Consider the following 17,178-nt stretch of genomic DNA (forward strand, 5'->3'; position numbering starts at 1 on the left):
GCCCCAACAGAGCTAACCGGCCTTAGATAGAAGTTCAACCTCTAAGCCGCTGTCATTGGGTACCACTAGGGTAGGACAAGGAGCATGCTTGGCCACATACTCGCTCACGCTGCCCAGAATGAGCTTCTTTAGGCCTTTTTTGCCGCTGTTGCCCATCACAACTACGTCGGCGGCCCAGGTTTCAGCGAGTTGGCAGATGAAGGGGCCGGGGGCAGCTGTTTCACAGACAATCTCTGTCGAGACCTGGCGGTTTAGAGCCTCCCCGCGCAATTGTTCCAGCCATTGTCGAGTCTCTTGACTCTGGTCTAGTTGGGCCGCTTCTGCTTCATGCTGCACCTTGGCAGAATTTTGTAGACCTGCTCCAGCATCAATCAGCTGCCCTAAGTTGTCGTAGGGTTTGAGCGCGGGGTTGTGAACCAATTTTAGCTGCCCCTGGGAAGATTGGGCTAGGTCTAAGGCATAGTCAAAGACGCGATCGGAGGCCGCTGTGCGATCGAGGGCCACCAGAATTTTTCGATAGCTCATGGTTTCTTCCTCAAGAGTAGGGCTGGTTGCCTAAAGCGGTTAATTGGATTGCTCAAGGGGGCGGCGATCGCGATCGTCCACCACCCACCAACGACAAATTGCTACAGCACCTCAACCGTTAGGTTTGGTAGAATTCGCCTCGACTCTACCAAACCTGACGCTCGAACGTTCGCATGGGCTGACGCCTAACGCTGAGCCACACCGGCTGAGGCGATCGACTTACTTGGGCAACCCCAGCACAGAACAAGGAGTCTGGGAATCTAATTGCCGCACCAGCTGGTGCTTATCCGTGTGACAACCCACCAGCAGCACTTCGGCCCCGATCTCCTTGGCCACCTGGCTCAGCTCGGTCGCCACCTGACCGACCCGCAGGTGAGCGTTGAGCGAGCCGCGCCATTCGCTGGCCAAGCAGCGCGCCTGCCACAAAATGCGATCGGCGTTGGCAATGGTTTTAGGACGAGTTTTATCGACCACATAAACCACATGCACCATCACCGGATTGGGCTTCGCCAAACGAGTTTGGTGCGCCACACACAGGGCCAAATCAAGGGCTGCCTGACTGTGGGCCGAGCCGCTATAGCCGACGACAAAATTGATCGTTTGATCCTCTACATTGGGGCCTGCAACAGGCGGTTTTGGCCGCAGCAGTAAAACGATATTCTTAGCGAGATCGCGGCGACCTAGGGCCGCCTCTAAACGCATAATCATGGGCTTAATTGCCGCCTCAGGAGAAACCTGAGGTGCGTTGGGAAATGGCTGCCTTGGTGGGGCAGTAGTGCGCGATTTGAGCTGCATGAGACCCTCCTGGAGCCTAGTCATGAACAGCGAACAAGCCGTGTTAACACGACTTAGGACACTGAAACAATCAACGCATTGGCGTAAATGGTGATAGTTCAGTCTCCCTCAATGCCGACGAGGTTAGCTGACGGGCTAGGGTTGAGAGATACCCTTCTCCGATTACCCTTCATGGGGGTTTGAGAACTCGGAAACACGCCCCTTTACTGGTTCCCCCGCTCTAGCCTTTGGGGCGACTAGATTAGGCTGACTTGTTCGACTTCTAAATTGTAGAAGGGAAAAATGAAAACCGTCAACGAAATCCTTACGTTATGTGACTATTTGTATCTCGCGATACACCTCAGCAATGAAACAACAGTTTTTTATTTTTTAGGTGAATTTCCTGGCTCAAAATAAAGCACAAGTTAAGATGCAAAATATTCTTAAGAAAACCATTTTTTTCTAGTTAGACATCTTCCATTAGAAAGATTCTTCGGTTTTAAAGCGTTAGAGGATAGGTTGCGATCGCGCTCTATCCTCCCCTACACACCTAGCGATCCCCCTGGGTCAACTGGCCCAATCGCCGCCTACCCTACCCTCCAGTCCTAGCGATAGCCCTGGGTCAACTGGCCCAGCCGGTCGAGTTCATCCACTGCCAGTTGCCAACCCAAAGCCCCAGCGTTTTGGGCGGCCTGACGGGCATTTTTAGCCCCGGGGATGGGCAGCACATTGCCCTGGGCCACTAGCCAGTTGAGCGCCACTTGGGCAGGGGTGCGTTCATGCTTCTCCCCAATTTCTTTAAGTGCCTGAATAACCGGCTTGAGCTTAGTTAGATTATCCTGGCTAAAACTAGGGCTAATTCGCCTGGCACCAGCGGGTTTAAGGTCGGTTTCGGGAGTGTATTTGCCCGTGAGCAACCCCTGGGCGAGCGGGCTGTAGGCCAGAATGGTCACATCCAGTTCCCGGGCCGTTGCCATCACGCCGCTGGTTTCGATTTTGCGGTTGAGTAGAGAATAGGGCACCTGGTTAACAGCGAGGGGAATGCCATGCTCAGCTAAGTAACCGTGGGCCTCACGCATTTGGCTGGCCGGGTAGTTGCTCACCCCGATGGCACCGATGCGGCCCCGCTTCACCTCCGCCGCTAGGGCCTGCATGAGGTCTTTTTGGCTGAGCAAAAAACTCAGCGGTTGGTGCACCTGATAGAGAGCCACCGAGGCTGCCTGGAGGCGATCGAGGCTGGCGGCCAGCGCGTCAACTACCGACTGCTGAGAAAATCGCCAAGGCAGTGGGAAATACTTGGTAGCAATCAAAGCCTGCTGAGGACGCTGCTGCATAAACCGGCCTAGCAGCCGCTCTGACTCTCCAAAACCATAGATCTCAGCGGTATCAAACAGCGTTAGACCGGCGTCGAGACAGGCCTCAAAAGCGGCGTGCAGGTCGCTGTCGCTATAGGCTTTACCGTAGTCCCAAAATAGGGAGTCGCCCCAAGCCCAGGTGCCCACGCCCAACGCCGGTACCGTGGGGCCATCGGGGCCGAGGGTGAGAGTCTGTAGGTCAGTGATTGGAGACATCGTAAAGGTTCCTTGAAAAGGGCGACGACCGGACTAGGAGAGGACAGCAATATTGTAAACTTTGATTAAAAAGCTTTCAGAAATCTCTAGCGATCGGAGGGTCTAAAGCTAGATTTCGCCCGTTTTCCCCTTTCCTAATACCCCCTATTTCACAGGATCAGTTCTCTATGAATCGCCGTCGTTTGCTGCGGGCTGCTCTGGGTTTTTGCCTCGCCTGGCTGAGCTGGATGATATCGCCAGCCCCGGCCCTGGCCCTGGGGGGTACCCAGATTCCGATCGGGGAACCGGCTCCTGAGTTTACGCTGCCGTCTAACGCTGGGGATGGGGAAATTTCGCTAGCCGATTTTCGCAATCAGTGGGTGGTGCTGTACTTTTATCCGCGCGATTTTACGTCGGGCTGCACCATTGAGGCCCAGCGGTTTGAGCGCGATATCGCCGAGTACAAGGCCCGCAATGCTCAAGTCGTTGGCATTAGCGCCGACAGTGTTGAGTCCCACGCCGAGTTCTGTGATTCGGAGGGGTTGGAGTTTCCGCTGCTGTCTGATCCAAAAGGGGCGGTGAGCAAGGCCTACGGCTCGTGGCTGGGGGCGATGTCGCTGCGGCACACCTACATCATTGGCCCCGATGGCACCATGCAGGCCCGCTTTTTGGGAGTGCAGCCGGTGATCCACAGTCGGGAGGTGCTGGCGGCACTAGATGAGTTGCAGGCCAAGTCCTAGGCGATCGCCCCCTACTCCTCACCCCCAATGTGATCTGCCCGACAGGCAAAAACACCTCTGGGGGTCTACACCATTACAAGATCCCTAAGGCAGCGCATTGCACTGCCCTGGGGAAATAGACTCTGAAACAGTGATACAGTAGTCGCTCTTTGTTTTGGGCCAACTCTAAGGGGGAAAGGGCGCATGAATTCGCTCGGACGACATATTTTGGTTGAGTTCTTTGGCTGCTCGTCAGACATTCTCAACGACGTGCCGCTGATTGAGAGCAGCATGGTGGCGGCGGCTGCCGACGCCGGAGCCACGGTAATTAGCTCGGTGTTTCACCATTTTTCGCCCTTTGGGGTGTCGGGGGTCGTGGTGATCCAAGAGAGTCACCTGGCCATCCACACTTGGCCTGAGTACCGCTACGCAGCAGTCGATCTGTTTACCTGCGGCGACACCGTCAACCCTTGGATTTCGTTTGACAAACTCAAGGTCGCGTTTAAGGCTGACTACGGCTCAGCCCTGGAGATGAATCGCGGCCAGCTTGAACTGCTGGAGCGCATCGACGTTGACCTGGGCGAACTGCGCGACGAGATCACCAACAAGCTGGTCACGCCCAAACAGAGCCGCAGCGTCTGGTTTACCGACAAAAACGATGACATCGCGCTGTCAATTCGCCACAAGGGCGATCGCATTTTCCGCGAGAAATCGCCCTACCAAACTGTGGAGATTTTTGACACCTTTGCCTACGGCAAAATGCTCACCATCGACAACATGGTGATGTGCAGCGAGAAGGATGAAAATGCCTACCACGAGATGATCATCCACGTGCCGATGCTGCTAAATCCCAGCTTTAAAGATGTGCTGGTCATCGGCGGCGGCGACGGCGGCAGCGTGCGCGAAATTTTGCGCCATCCCCAGGTCGAGAAAGTCACCATGGTCGAAATTGACGAAGCCGTGGTGCGCGCCTCGAAGGAGTTTTTGCCTTCCCTGTCAGGAGCGCTTGAAGACCCTAAACTCGACTTGCGCATTGAAGACGGCATCGCCTTTGTGGCCAACGCCGCCGATGCTAGCTACGACCTGATTGTGATCGACTCTTCCGACCCGGTAGGGCCGTCGGAGGGGCTGTTTAGCACGGCGTTTTATCAGCAGGTGCACCGTATTCTCAGGCCCGGTGGGGCGATCACGGCCCAGAGTGAGTCGCCCCGATTTAACCAGCGGGCTTTTGTGGATATTCACCACTGTCTAGAAGGCATTTTTGGCGACGACAACGTGTACTGCTATCTAGCGTTTATCCCCACCTACCCAACGGGCATGTGGAGTTTTAATTACGCCACCAAGGGTGCGGCCCATCCGCTCCAGGGCATGGATGCGGCGAAGTCGGAAGCGTTTGCCGCTGAGCACAGCTTGCAGTACTACAACGTAGGCATGCACCAGGCGGCTTTTGCCCTGCCCACCTTTGTGCAAAACATGCTGAAGGGTTAACGCAATAAACTAGGAGATAGGAGATTAGCGGGGAATGCTGCTCCTATCTCTTTTTCACGGAGCAGGGTGGATTGGCGTGGCTGTTGCTCAGATTGAAATACCAATAGACCAGATTGCTGAGTTTTGCGATCGCTGGCAAGTCACAGAATTTTCTCTGTTTGGCTCTGCTCTACGCGACGACTTTCATGACAACAGCGATGTGGATGTGATGGTGCAATTTCACACTAAAGCTCACCCGACCTTTCGCACCCTCGATCAAATGGAAGCAGAACTAAAGGTTTTGTTTGGCCGAGAGGTGGATCTAATCACGCGTCAAGGCGTTGAAACCAGTCTCAACTACTTGCGCCGCCACGAAATCCTTTCCTCTGCCCAGGTGATCTATGCAACGGGATCTTCAACTCCTGCTTGATAGGTTGCAATCGGCAGAGTTAATTACCGCTTATACCGAGCAATGTTCTGAATCCGAGTTTGCCAAAAATATTCAGCTTCAAGACGCTGTTATCCGTCGCATATTAGTGATTGCTGAAGCTGCAAGGCGGGTTTCAGACTCCACTCGCCAGGCGTTGCCCAACATTGCTTGGCCAGAGATAAACGGCATGCGAAATCGCCTAGTCCATGGCTATGACGACATTGATCTCAGCGTTGTTTGGAATGTGGTTCAAACTGAAATTCCGCCTCTGATTGCAGAGCTGACATTACATATTCCGCCCGAAAATTGAGCTAACTCAAACGTTAGATAGGCCCGAAAACCAAGCAAAATCCAACTCGCCATGACTACCTCAACCGCCAATTTGCAAACCTTCGACCCCAGTGGTGTCGGCCTCGACAACGGCAACCTCTACGGTCTGCCCTGCGACTACGACACAGCGGGTATCGTCATCTTTGGCGTGCCTTGGGAAGTGACGGTGTCTTACCACCAGGGCACCGCCCAGGGGCCACAGCGGGTGCTAGAGGCCTCTCCTCAGCTCGATCTGTACGATCGCGACAATCCCGAGGGCTGGCGGCAGGGCATTTATATGCCGCCGATTCCCCAGCATTTGCGCAAGCTCAATCAGCAGGTGCGGGAGGCGGCAAATCGGGTGATTCAGGCAACGGAGGAGGGCGTGGCGATCGCCACCCAGCCCCTGCTGCAAACCGATCTCGACAACGTCAACTACGCCTGCGAGCAGATGTCGGGCTGGCTCTACGCCCAGAGTGCCGCCGCTCTCGACGCTGGCAAGCGAGTGGGGGTGATTGGCGGCGACCACAGTGTGCCGTTGGGCTACCTACAGGCTTTGGCCGAGCGCCATCCCGATTTTGGCGTGCTGCACATTGATGCCCACGCCGACCTGCGCCACAGCTACCAGGGCTTCCGCTATTCCCACGCGTCGATTATGTATAACCTGCTGGAGCTGCCCCAGGTGAGCAGGCTGGTGCAGGTCGGCATTCGCGACCTGTGCCACGACGAGGTGGCGCTGATCAAACAGTCGGGAGGGCGTGTTGTCACCCACTACGACTCGGTGGTGAAAGAAAATACTTACAGGGGCATTCCCTGGATGCAGCAGTGCGAAGCGATCGTCGCGGATCTGCCCGAGAAAGTCTACGTCAGCTTCGATGCCGATGGTCTCGACCCCAAACTCTGCCCCAGCACCGGCACCCCGGTACCGGGCGGGCTAGAGCTGGAAGAAGTGTTTTGTCTGCTGCGCCAGGTGGTGCGCAGCGATCGCCAGATTATTGGCTTTGACCTCTGTGAGGTGGGCGACGGCGAGTGGGACGGCAATGTGGGCGCTCGGGCCGTCTACAAGCTGTGCTGCCTGATGGGGCTATAGGACGGGGACGGGTCTTCACCAAAAATCTTGCCCCCCAGAGCGGCAAGACGTTTAAGCGGGGAAACGCCGTGGCATTATGGTAAGAATAGCTGTGTTGTTTTGAGTCTTAAGAAAGCACCTATGGACATTTTGTCGTTCGGCTGGGTTTCGCTACTGGTCGTCTTTACCTTTTCTCTGTCGATGGTGATCTGGGGTCGCAACGGTTTCTAAACCCAGCGTCTATAGCTATGGAAGCAACTGTACAAGCTCAAGCCTTTAGCATTTTGGCCACCATTGCCCTGGTGCTAATGGTCGTCGTGACCGGCGGCGTGGCCTATTTAACCGCCGCCGATTGGCGCGATCGCCGCCGCCGCAAAAACGACGAGCAAACCGCTAAGCGCGATCGGCAGATTCCTAAGCGGCGCGCAAAATCTTAGTTTGGCTAAACTCGTCACTACTCGGACTGCTGCACCGGCTGGGGCACGGCAACTAGCCTTGAATGTGCTGCTTCAGGTGCAGGCGGGAGCCTACGCCGATGTAGCTCTGCACCGCACGCTGAGTCAGGCCAAGTTGAGCGAAAGCGATCGCGCCTTTGCCACCGAGTTGGTCTATGGCATCGTTCGCCGCCAGCGCACCTTAGACGCTCTCATCGATCAGCTGGGCACTCGCCCGGCGGATAAACAGCCCCCGGTGCTGCGCCTTGTGCTGCACCTGGGGCTTTATCAACTGCGCTACCTGACCGCTGTGCCCGACTCGGCGGCGGTAAATACCAGCGTTGATCTGGCTAAGGCCAACGGGTTAGGCAAGCTTTCTGGGGTGGTGAATGGCCTGCTGCGCCAGTACATCCGTCAATCTGATCAGGGGGCAGATCCCTTGCGACTGCCCGATCAGCCCGCGATCGCCCTAGGAATCCGCCACAGCTACCCCGACTGGCTAATCGCCCTATGGCTTGACCAGCTTGGCCCAGAAGAAACCGACCGGCTTTGCCAGTGGTTTAACCAGGTGCCCTCTATCGACCTGCGGGTTAACCGTCAGCAGACCACAGTCGAAGCGGTGAAAACTGCCTTTGCCGCCGCAGATATTGCGATCGAACCGATCGCCGGGGTTCCCTGGGGGCTGCGCCTGATGAACCACCAGGGAGCACTCACCAATCTGCCCGGCTACGAAGCAGGCTGGTGGAGTGTGCAGGATGCCAGCGCCCAGATGGTGGGGCGACTGCTCGATCCGCAACCCGGAGAGACGGTGCTGGATGTGTGTGCGGCACCGGGGGGCAAGGCTACGCAGATGGCAGAGATAGTGGGGAATGAAGGGAAGGTCTGGGCCTGCGATCGCGCCCCCTCTCGCCTCAAAAAAATTACCGCCAACGCCACCCGGTTGGGCCTCACCAACCTGCACACCCACGCGGGCGACAGCACCGACTTAGCCCAGTTTCACGGTCAGGCCGATCGCGTCTTAGTCGATGCCCCCTGCTCAGGCTTAGGCACCCTGCACCGCCACGCCGATGCCCGCTGGCGGCAAACCCCAGACAGCATAGAGACGCTAGCCAAGCTGCAAAGTGCTCTGCTGAGCGAGGCCGCCCGCTGCGTCAAACCCGGTGGCACCCTAGTCTACGCCACCTGCACGCTGCACCCTGCCGAAAACAAGGCTGTGATTGAATCGTTTTGCCACACCCATCCCACTTGGCAGGTGCAGCCACCACCACCCGGCTTTGGGAACGGTCTAGAGGTGGCTCCTGCGGGCTGGATACGCGTCTGGCCCCACCGCCAAAATATGGATGGGTTCTTTATGGTCAGGCTTCAGCAGGCCTGATATGGCCCTCAGAAAAACCGTTATTCTGATGCCTCAAGCTTTTCGCGTGACTCACCCCAGTAGGCGCTGACGGTAATCACTTCCTGACTGCCCTTAATCTCAGAAGTCCAGCGGTAAACGGTGTTTTTCGGGTTCACACCTACCTCTAGCAGCTTCGCCCCCATGTAATATTCCATCGAGTCACGGGTGCGCTTTTTAAAGAACTCAGACTGATCTTTGGGCACCGTGCGCGATAGGTGGGCCTGGGTATGTTTGGGCTGGGGCATGAACGTTCAGTAAAAATAATTAGCTGCTTTTTATAATAACCAGATCAAGAGATCTGCTGCGGAGCCGATCGCTACAACCCAGCAGAGCAGAGGCACATCTCAACCTGGTTAGAACCCCCAGGTGCGTTTGGGGCCGGTGTCGAGGTGAATGATGTTGGGAATATTGCCGTAGATGCCCATGCCCCCCGGCCAGCTCAGCATCAGCGCGTTGGCCACCTGGCGACCGCTGAGACCCTGCACCTGAATATCGGCGGCGCGGCCAAACAGGTGCTGGCTGCGGGAAGCCCCACCCACCGCGGCATTTATCGCAGGCGGGCGATACCAGGAGGTGATCTGAAAGGGGCGGTTGAGGCGATCGCGCGCCCCCTGAAGTGCCCGAGCTAGACCAATGATGTTGTCAACGATCGCCTGGGTTTCAGGAATGCGCGTGGCATCTCGCGTAGCTTCGCCCCAGGTAAAGCTGCCGCCGGGAATAATCGGCTGGTCGGTGTAGAACGTCGAGGTATTGCCCGGCAGGCGAAAGGGACGGCCTGAGTACTGGGGCGGCGGGGTAGGGGGCGGGGTCGTCGGGGGCGGATACACCACCACTCCGGCCCGCTCGACCCGCGCATGGCCCTGGAACACGTACCAGGTATTCAGCCCGTTGATGTCGTCTTTGACATACTTAATGGCAAAGCGAATGTGGCCGTTAAACGACCCCTGGGCATCAGCAAAGGCGTAGCTGCTCAGCACGATGGTAGTACCGGGAGAGGCCGCGACCTGTTCATTGGGGGCGAGCTGGCTGCTATCGACCGGGCGGCGTTTAAACAGGGTGTTGGCGGTCACCCGCAGCACAAAGGCATTGGGGTCTGGGCGGGGAAACACCACATCGTTGTCGAGGGTGACAAAGGCATGGGGAGTATAGACAAACCAGGTGCTCAGCCCATTGACAAAGTCTTCGGGGTTGCGGATGGCAATTTTGATGTGGTTGTTAAAGTTGCCCTGGCTGTCGGCAAAGGCGTAGGAGTGCAGGTTATAGGATTGCCCCCGAGACACGGCCACGGTTTCGTTGGGGTTGAGCAGACCCGAGTCGAGGGGACGGCGCTTGAGCAGGGTACTGGTATTGATCCACAGCACGGGCATGCCCTCTTGATCTTCCTGGGGGTAGACCACCACGCCGTCAGACTCGACCTGGGTATCGCGGCTGGGCACAAACCAGGTGTTAAACCCACCGGGAGCACTGTCGCGAAAGGCCACTTTAATGTGGCCGTCAAAGCCGCCGTTGATGTCGGCGTAGGCGTACGATTGCAGCGGATAGACGCTGCCAGCGGCGATCGCCACTTGCTCGTTAGCGGCCAACTGCCCCGGCGGCTCTGGCCTCAGCACCAGCACCGTAGCCCGGTTAACGCGTAGAACTTGATTCACCCTGCATTCCCCACTCTCGCCACGGCCATCATATAGCACCATTTTTTACTCCCAAAGCATCTGCCTAGGGAGGGGTGCGGGTCGATGGTTTCTACAGACTGAGCCTGATCGCCTTCAGTTCCAGTTTGAGGGCGGCGTCCTTGCCGGTTCAACCGTTTACTAATGATTCACCCAACCGATTTACTTAGAGACAGCCTTCTCCCCTATGCTGAAGACTGCCGCTGACTACGGCAACCCTGCTGCCCGACCTCAGTACCACGACTTAAAATGTAAGCCCCTGCGCTGAGCCCGTAGTGGCCAGATACCCACCATGACTGTCTGGCAAGCCGATCTTCACCGTCCGCCCCTGACCAGCCCCAGCGGCGAACCCCTGTGGGAAATTTTGCTGTGCAGCGTTGATTTTGCCTTTAGCTACGGAGCCATGACTCCCCAGTCAGCGGTGAACAAAGCCTGGGTGAGCGAGCAGATAGGCATCGCGTTAGAAAAAGCCACCACGACCCCAGAGAAAATTCAGGTGTTTCGCCCCCAGGCGCTGTCGCTGCTAACGGTTAGCTGTGAGTCGCTGGGGATTGCGGTCGAACCAACCCGCCATACCCCTACCCTGCACCAGTGGCTCCAGCAGCGGGCCAAGTGGTACCCCACCCAGCCCAACGCCGTCCCTATTCCCTATAATCCGCTGCACATCGAGTCGCCACCCCCAGTGCCGCTGCCGGAAAATCTTTGGGGCGATTCCTGGGGCTTCACGGCCCTGGCGGCCTACGATTTCGAGCAAACCCTACCCTACGAACCCATTCCCCTGCGCCACCTACCGCCGAACTCAATGCCCTCTCGCCTGGGCTTAGCCAGCACCACGCCCATTCCTGGAGTGGTGGTGGATGCGGGGCGGCAGGCGATGGCCTTGGCCCAGTGGATTCAGGCTAACAATTCTGCCTGGCTGAGCTATGTGCGAGGGGAACCGGATGGGCTGATTTTGGAAGCGGGACTGTGCGATCGCTGGGTCTTCACCACCTTCAGCGACCCCGATGTGGCCGCCGCCGGTCAACGTTTCGAGCAGCGCAAACGCGAGAGCCAGGGCCTCCACTTTCTGCTGGTGCGCCCCGACGACTCCGGCATGACCACCACCGGCCTCTGGCTCTTGCAGCAACCCCAGGTATGATAATGCAGTCCAGCTCTAGACATTAACTACCATGGCGGCACAGGCACAGATTGGCATCATCGGCGGCAGCGGCCTCTACCAAATGGAAGCCCTCACCGACATCGAAGAAGTTCGCGTTGACACCCCCTTTGGCAGCCCCTCCGACGCCATTATTCTCGGCACGCTGGACGGTATTCGCGTGGCGTTTTTGGCTCGCCACGGGCGCGGCCACACCCTGATGCCCACCGAGCTGCCCTTTCGCGCCAACATCTACGCGATGAAGTCCCTTGGCGTGGAATACCTGATCTCTGCCTCCGCCGTCGGTTCGCTCAAAGAGGCCGCCAAGCCGCTGGATATGGTAGTGCCCGACCAGTTTATCGATCGCACCCGCAACCGGGTCAACACCTTCTTTGGCGAGGGGCTAGTGGGCCACATTACCTTTGGCGACCCAGTGTGTAACGCTCTGGCAGGTGTTCTGGCCGATGCCGTCGAAAGCTTGGAGCTGCCCGATGTAGATCTACATCGGGGCGGCACCTACGTCTGCATGGAGGGGCCAGCCTTCTCCACCAAAGCCGAGAGCGAGCTGTACCGCAGCTGGGGCGCGACCATTATCGGCATGACCAACCTGCCCGAGGCCAAGCTGGCCCGCGAGGCCGAGATCGCCTACGCCACGCTGGCCCTAGTTACCGACTACGACTGCTGGCACCCCGACCATGACAGCGTCACCGTGGAGATGGTGATCGGCAATCTGCAAAAGAACGCCGTCAACGCCCAGCGGGTAATACGCGAAGTAGTGAACCGCATTGCCGCCAACCCGCCCGAGTCGGAAGCCCATTCGGCGCTGAAGTACGCCATCATTACGCCGTGGGATAAAGCCCCCAAGGCCACCCTAGAAAAGCTCAACCTACTGATCAAGAAGTATCTGCCTTGATGTAGAAACCCGGTTTTCTAAAAAAACCGGGTTTTTGTGGAGCGATCGCAGATGCCGTAAATGTTGGGTTTCGCTAGCTCAACCCGTGCTACTGACGACCTCGGTAGCACGGGATGCCAATCACCCTTCGCCCACAATGCGAAAACCGACCTCATTGCTGCGGGTGTCGGCCTCAAGGCCCGCTCGATAGGCCGAACGGCACTGCTGGGGCGGGCTTTGCCAGGAGCCACCCCGCACTACTCGCCAGGCATCGTTAGCGGATTCGTCTCGGTTGGGAGAACACCACTCCAGCACGTTGCCGTGCATGTCGTAGAGGCCAAAGTCGTTGGCTTTGCCAAAGGCTCCAACTGCCGTAGTGGTACCGCGAAACTGGCCGACGGGTTCTTGGCGGTAGGGTTTGGTACCGTTGTAGTTGGCCAGGTCGGTGGTGAGGGTTTGGCCCGTGTGGAAGGGGGTGGTGGTTTTGGCGCGGCAGGCATATTCCCACTCGGTCTCAGTGGGTAGGCGGTAGCGCTGCAGACTGGGCTGAGCGGGCTGAGTTTTCAGGAGTTCGTTGAGCCGATCGCAAAATTCTACCGCCTCCTGCCACGACACTTGCTCCACCGGGCGATCGTTGCCAGTAAAGTAAGCCGGGTTGGGGTCAAGCTCTCGATTGACGGCGGGCAATAGCGCCACTGCCCGCCACTGCCCCTGGGTAATGGGGTGGACGCTCATCCAAAACGAATCGACGGTGGCAATGGTTTGGGGCGGCTGCGAGGGGTCATGGCCCAGCTCGGTGGCGGGGGCACCCAGCACAAACTGCCCCCCCACAATCGACACCAAGCGCAGGGTGACGGGGCCAATCGGGGTCTCTAGCCGCAGGGCTTTGTGGGATGGGGTGGAAAATTTAATTTGCGATCGCCCCATGCCAAACTCATCGACACTCACCGATTCATAGCTATAGAGTTCACCCAAATCCACTGCCTCTAGGGTCAAGATCTCTGGATCGGGAGTCGCTACCTCGGGGGGCTCCAGAGAGGGTTCTAGGTTTGGTGGCTCTGGGGCAGGGCTTTCCCCTTGCTCTAGGGCCTGTTGCAGGCGATCGGGTATCGCAGCCAGCTTGGGCATAGTTTCAGAAACATTCCCTGGAGTTAAGGTTTGTAGGGCTGGCACCTGCTGACGCACCGCCATTGCCGTACCGCTCCCCAGTAGCCCTAGCCCCGCCATGCGTAGCCAGCGGCGGCGGCCCATAGGCCGAGCGCTAGACACTTGAGGGAACTTATTGGCGGTGGTCAAGGCAACGGCCTGCTTATCGATTGGGCTAGAAATCGGCGGGGACGACGAGGACACGGAACTGCCCACAGCTAAATTGCCGAATACACCTTCAATGCGGTGAATCAGCCGATCTAGATCGCGGTGAAAGTCGGGGTCGCAGCGCACCACTGCGCTCTGGCGATGCACCAAACCCCTCAGCCCCTCGGGTAGGGCGACATCTTCGGGGAGCGTGGCCCCATTCACCAGCACCGGAATGACGAGGCGATCGCGTCGCAGAGCCGCCTCAATTTCCACCCGTACCCAGTCGGAGGGGTTCGCCAATCTAGGCTTACCATGGGCATCAGTGACCCCTAACCACTGGGGGTCAATAATCGCCAGCAACACCGGGCAATGGCTGACTTCTTGCTCTAAATGGTGGCGAAAATTCACCCCAAAGGGAATTGAATTTACATCCTTAAAAACACTGTTCTCGCCAAAATGAGCTATTAAACGGTCATAAATTCGTCCTGTGATGTCGATGCTGGTTATTCGACGGTAGGAAATGAAAATAGACTTGGCGTTAGTCATAGGAGTTAGCTGCCAAAAGTAGAATGCACACCTGGTAGCCAAGACAATGGACGGCAATCAAAAGATTCCAGTTCCGGCAGCGTTGTTCAATTCCTTACACGACAGGCCCTACAACATGAATTTTTAACAGTTGAATAAGGGGTGAGACCCCTTATTCAACGTTCTGACCACTACCACACAGGCCAGACATATTCCTAAGTTAATGTCTGCAATAAAATCCTCTTTTCAGGTTTGCTCGTTAAGGTTTTTAATTAGTTTTCAGCTAACTAATGCAATTTTCAATGTTGATAACCCGAGAAAAATCGTGGTAATCATTTATATCCATCAAGGCCGAAAATAATCATTTTTCCTAATGCTTCAATAGTCTTTTCCACGCCACCTACGATTGGGCCAGCAAGAGCAGTGAATAGTCCGAGCAGCTATCCCCCTTTACACTGGAATGATGCCGACATCTTCAACCAGCCCTGTGACATCTAACCCGCGCCTTGTTCCTATTACCCAATACTTCGCCACCCGTGGCTGGCAGCCTCTCACCTTTCAGGCTGAAACCTGGGCTGCTTATCTTGATGGACGCAGCGGGCTGGTGCAGGTGCCTACCGGGTCGGGCAAAACCTATGCAGCGGTGATGGGAGCGATCGCCGAGCTGATCGCCACCCCCGCCGTAGGCTTGCAGTTGCTCTATATCACCCCTCTGCGCGCCCTGTCGCGCGATATTGAGCAAGCGATCAAAGCCCCGATCGAGTCGATGGGCTGGGGCATTACCGTCGAGTCGCGCACCGGAGATACCAGCTCGGCCCGCAAGACCAAGCAGATGAAGAATATGCCCAACATTCTCATCACCACGCCGGAGTCGCTAGCGGTGATGCTGTCTTACAAAGACGAGGCCAAGCGGTTTAGCAATTTGCAGGCAGTGGTGCTGGATGAGTGGCACGAGCTGATGAGTTCGAAGCGGGGCACCCAGGCCGAGCTGTGTTTGGGGCATCTGCGATCGCTCCAACCCACCCTACGCACCTGGGCAATCTCAGCCACCCTAGGAAATTTGGAAGAAGCGGCTCAAACCGCTGTGGGTCTCAGCACAAAGCCCATGATCATTCGCTCAAATCTGAAGCGCGACACGGTGATCAAAAGCATTCGCCCCGAGTCGGTAGATACCTTTCCTTGGGCGGGGCACCTGGGGCTGCGCATGTTTGAAACCCTGATAGAAGCGCTGGACATTGAAAAATCCACGCTGATTTTTACCAACACCCGCAACCAGGCCGAGCGCTGGTACCAGGCGCTAAACTTTGCCCTGCCAGAGGAGGCCGATCGCATTGCCCTGCACCACGGCTCGATCAATGTCAAAGAGCGAGAGGCGATCGAGGCTGGGGTGAAATCTGGCGACATCAAGTGGGTGGTGTGTACGTCATCGCTGGATCTGGGCGTCGATTTTCAGCCGGTGGAGCGAGTGGTGCAGATCGGTAGCGCCAAGAATCTGGCGCGACTGCTACAGCGGGCGGGGCGCAGTGCCCACGTGCCCGAAGGCACTTCAGAAGTGTTCTTTTTGCCCACCAACGCCTTGGAACTGCTCGAAATCTCTGCCTTTCGCCGGGGGTTAGAACTGGGCGATATGGAAACCCGTCGCCCCCAGTACAAGCCCTACGATGTGCTGGTGCAGCACCTAGTTACCCTAGCCTGCGGCGATGGGTTTGAGCCGCAAAAGGCTCTAGAAAATTTGCGTCAAACCGTCGCCTATGCCGACCTCACCGACGAAGAATACCAGTGGATTTTGGATTTTATTGAAAACGGGGGCCAGTGCCTAGGAGCCTATCCTCGCTACAAAAAAGTGGTGCGAGAAGACGGACTTTTCAAAATTAGTGACGCAAAATTAGCCCGCATTCACCGCATGGGCATTGGCACCATCACCTCCAACACGCCGATCAAAATTGTCTACACCAACCGCAAAGAAATTGGCACTGTAGAAGAGTCTTTTGTATCGCGGTTGAAGCAGGGGGATGTATTCTTTTTCGCGGGGCGGCAGCTGGAGTATTTTCAAATGAAGGACATGGTGCTCTACGTTAAGAGCACCCGCAAAAAATCGACCGTGACCCCCACCTGGGGTGGAGGGCAGCTAGCAATTTCGGATACGCTCAGCCACCATTTACGCCGTGAAGTGGAGCGGGTGCGATCCTTTCTCGCCAACGACAATGATAACCGTAGGGTGCATCCGCGCAGCGATGCACCACCCCTAGCCGTTGACCACAACATTGCCCTCGCCAACGACGAAATTCTCACCATTAAGCCTATTCTCGAAGCCCAGCAGCGCCTCTCAACACTGCCCAGCGCTGATGAATTATTAGTAGAAAGCTGCAAAACTCGCGAGGGCCAGCACCTCTACGTGTTTCCTTTTGAGGGCCGCTTTGTCCACGAAGGGCTAGGGTTTCTCTGGGGCTATCGGTTTGCTAAGCAAAAGACGGCGACCTTCACCATTTCGGTCAACGACTACGGCTTTGAAATTCTTGGCCCCAAGGGATATCCCTATCAAGATCTATTCTCTAGCGACTTCTTTAGTCTAGAGAATTTGGAGAATGACATTCGCGCTAGCCTCAACATTTCAGAGCTGACCCAGCGCAAGTTTCGTGGTATGGCCCAGGTGGCAGGGCTGGTGTTTAAGGGCTATCCGGGGTCGCGCAAAACGTCGAGCCAGCTTCAAGTCAGCACATCGCTGCTGTACGAAGTATTCACCAAATATGAGCCAGACAATCTGCTGCTAAAGCAGGCCGAGCGGGAGGTGCTGCAAGACCAGCTAGAGACGCACCGCTTGGCCAAGACGCTCAGTCGGCTAGACCAGCGATCGGTCGTGTGGAAGGACACTAAGCGTCCCTCGCCCTTAGCCTTTCCGCTGCTGGTAGAGCGCTTAAACTCTCGCATGTCGAACGAGACGCTGCTGGAGCGTATCCAGCGCATGAAGGAGCAGTGGGACAAGCGGTAGA

The 17,178-nt window shown here is 56.8% G+C and carries 17 protein-coding genes and 1 riboswitch; of the genes, 11 read left to right on the forward strand and 6 right to left on the reverse strand.

Translation table 11 applies throughout. The features are described from left to right. Positions 1 to 12 precede the first annotated feature (12 nt). The 3 genes from H6G07_RS21210 to H6G07_RS21220 form a co-directional block, all read right to left on the reverse strand. A complete protein-coding gene (locus H6G07_RS21210) occupies positions 13 to 525 on the reverse strand; it encodes a universal stress protein (protein ID WP_073610582.1) in 513 nt (170 codons plus the stop codon). Positions 526 to 744: 219 nt separating this feature from the next. Beyond that, positions 745 to 1,320, reverse strand: a complete 576-nt coding sequence (locus H6G07_RS21215) for a universal stress protein (RefSeq protein WP_242026922.1) — start codon at positions 1,318 to 1,320, stop codon at positions 745 to 747. Between the two features lie 98 nt (positions 1,321 to 1,418). Further along, positions 1,419 to 1,578, reverse strand: a riboswitch (cyclic di-AMP (ydaO/yuaA leader). A 326-nt stretch (positions 1,579 to 1,904) separates the two neighbouring features. Further along, positions 1,905 to 2,870: an aldo/keto reductase gene (locus tag H6G07_RS21220; RefSeq protein WP_073610581.1), complete on the reverse strand. Its 966-nt coding sequence runs from the start codon at positions 2,868 to 2,870 to the stop codon at positions 1,905 to 1,907. A 167-nt stretch (positions 2,871 to 3,037) separates the two neighbouring features. Between H6G07_RS21220 and H6G07_RS21225 the strand changes: the two genes are divergently transcribed. The 8 genes from H6G07_RS21225 (at position 3,038) to H6G07_RS21260 (ending at position 8,652) form a co-directional block, all read left to right on the forward strand. Beyond that, positions 3,038 to 3,589 carry a peroxiredoxin gene (locus H6G07_RS21225; RefSeq protein WP_073610580.1) on the forward strand — a complete coding sequence of 184 codons (552 nt, stop codon included), beginning with the start codon at positions 3,038 to 3,040 and terminating at the stop codon, positions 3,587 to 3,589. A gap of 183 nt (positions 3,590 to 3,772) precedes the next feature. Beyond that, positions 3,773 to 5,056: a polyamine aminopropyltransferase gene (speE, locus tag H6G07_RS21230; RefSeq protein WP_073610579.1), complete on the forward strand. Its 1,284-nt coding sequence runs from the start codon at positions 3,773 to 3,775 to the stop codon at positions 5,054 to 5,056. A gap of 34 nt (positions 5,057 to 5,090) precedes the next feature. Beyond that, a complete protein-coding gene (locus tag H6G07_RS21235) occupies positions 5,091 to 5,465 on the forward strand; it encodes a nucleotidyltransferase family protein (RefSeq protein ID WP_073610578.1) in 375 nt (124 codons plus the stop codon). Beyond that, the gene (locus H6G07_RS21240) at positions 5,437 to 5,775 is read left to right on the forward strand and encodes a HepT-like ribonuclease domain-containing protein (RefSeq protein WP_073610577.1); all 339 of its coding nucleotides are present in this window, start codon (positions 5,437 to 5,439) and stop codon (positions 5,773 to 5,775) included. Before H6G07_RS21235 ends, H6G07_RS21240 begins: the two co-directional genes overlap by 29 nt. Positions 5,776 to 5,826: 51 nt before the next feature. Continuing rightward, positions 5,827 to 6,864: an agmatinase family protein gene (locus tag H6G07_RS21245; RefSeq protein WP_073610576.1), complete on the forward strand. Its 1,038-nt coding sequence runs from the start codon at positions 5,827 to 5,829 to the stop codon at positions 6,862 to 6,864. A gap of 120 nt (positions 6,865 to 6,984) precedes the next feature. After that, the gene (gene petN, locus H6G07_RS21250) at positions 6,985 to 7,074 is read left to right on the forward strand and encodes a cytochrome b6-f complex subunit PetN (protein WP_073610575.1); all 90 of its coding nucleotides are present in this window, start codon (positions 6,985 to 6,987) and stop codon (positions 7,072 to 7,074) included. Between the two features lie 17 nt (positions 7,075 to 7,091). Then, complete coding sequence (locus H6G07_RS21255) at positions 7,092 to 7,280, forward strand: hypothetical protein (RefSeq protein WP_073610574.1); 189 nt, start codon at positions 7,092 to 7,094, stop codon at positions 7,278 to 7,280. A 1-nt stretch (position 7,281) separates the two neighbouring features. Then, the gene (locus tag H6G07_RS21260) at positions 7,282 to 8,652 is read left to right on the forward strand and encodes a 16S rRNA (cytosine(967)-C(5))-methyltransferase (RefSeq protein ID WP_073610573.1); all 1,371 of its coding nucleotides are present in this window, start codon (positions 7,282 to 7,284) and stop codon (positions 8,650 to 8,652) included. A 20-nt stretch (positions 8,653 to 8,672) separates the two neighbouring features. On the opposite strand, the gene H6G07_RS21265 is transcribed toward H6G07_RS21260, so the two are convergent. Together H6G07_RS21265 and H6G07_RS21270 are read right to left on the reverse strand one after the other, a co-directional pair. Then, complete coding sequence (locus H6G07_RS21265; RefSeq protein ID WP_073610572.1) at positions 8,673 to 8,918, reverse strand: hypothetical protein; 246 nt, start codon at positions 8,916 to 8,918, stop codon at positions 8,673 to 8,675. Positions 8,919 to 9,026: 108 nt separating this feature from the next. Continuing rightward, a complete protein-coding gene (locus H6G07_RS21270) occupies positions 9,027 to 10,322 on the reverse strand; it encodes a YcbK family protein (RefSeq protein ID WP_244901958.1) in 1,296 nt (431 codons plus the stop codon). Between the two features lie 310 nt (positions 10,323 to 10,632). On the opposite strand from H6G07_RS21270, the gene H6G07_RS21275 reads away from it, so the two are divergent. Together H6G07_RS21275 and H6G07_RS21280 are read left to right on the forward strand one after the other, a co-directional pair. Continuing rightward, a complete protein-coding gene (locus H6G07_RS21275) occupies positions 10,633 to 11,478 on the forward strand; it encodes a Tab2/Atab2 family RNA-binding protein (protein WP_073610570.1) in 846 nt (281 codons plus the stop codon). Positions 11,479 to 11,509: 31 nt separating this feature from the next. After that, positions 11,510 to 12,388, forward strand: coding sequence for an S-methyl-5'-thioadenosine phosphorylase (locus tag H6G07_RS21280; protein WP_073610569.1), 879 nt, complete (start codon positions 11,510 to 11,512; stop codon positions 12,386 to 12,388). A gap of 120 nt (positions 12,389 to 12,508) precedes the next feature. Here H6G07_RS21280 and H6G07_RS21285 read toward each other — a convergent pair whose 3' ends face one another. After that, entirely contained in the window at positions 12,509 to 14,209 is a 1,701-nt protein-coding gene (locus H6G07_RS21285; protein WP_084173545.1) for an SUMF1/EgtB/PvdO family nonheme iron enzyme, read from the reverse strand. A 466-nt stretch (positions 14,210 to 14,675) separates the two neighbouring features. Here H6G07_RS21285 and H6G07_RS21290 point away from each other — a divergent pair, with 466 nt between their 5' ends. Then, complete coding sequence (locus tag H6G07_RS21290) at positions 14,676 to 17,177, forward strand: ligase-associated DNA damage response DEXH box helicase (protein WP_084173543.1); 2,502 nt, start codon at positions 14,676 to 14,678, stop codon at positions 17,175 to 17,177. Position 17,178: the final 1 nt, after the last annotated feature.

Source organism: Phormidium tenue FACHB-1052 (assembly GCF_014696675.1).
Classification (GTDB): Bacteria; Cyanobacteriota; Cyanobacteriia; order Phormidesmidales; family Phormidesmidaceae; genus Nodosilinea; species Nodosilinea tenuis_A.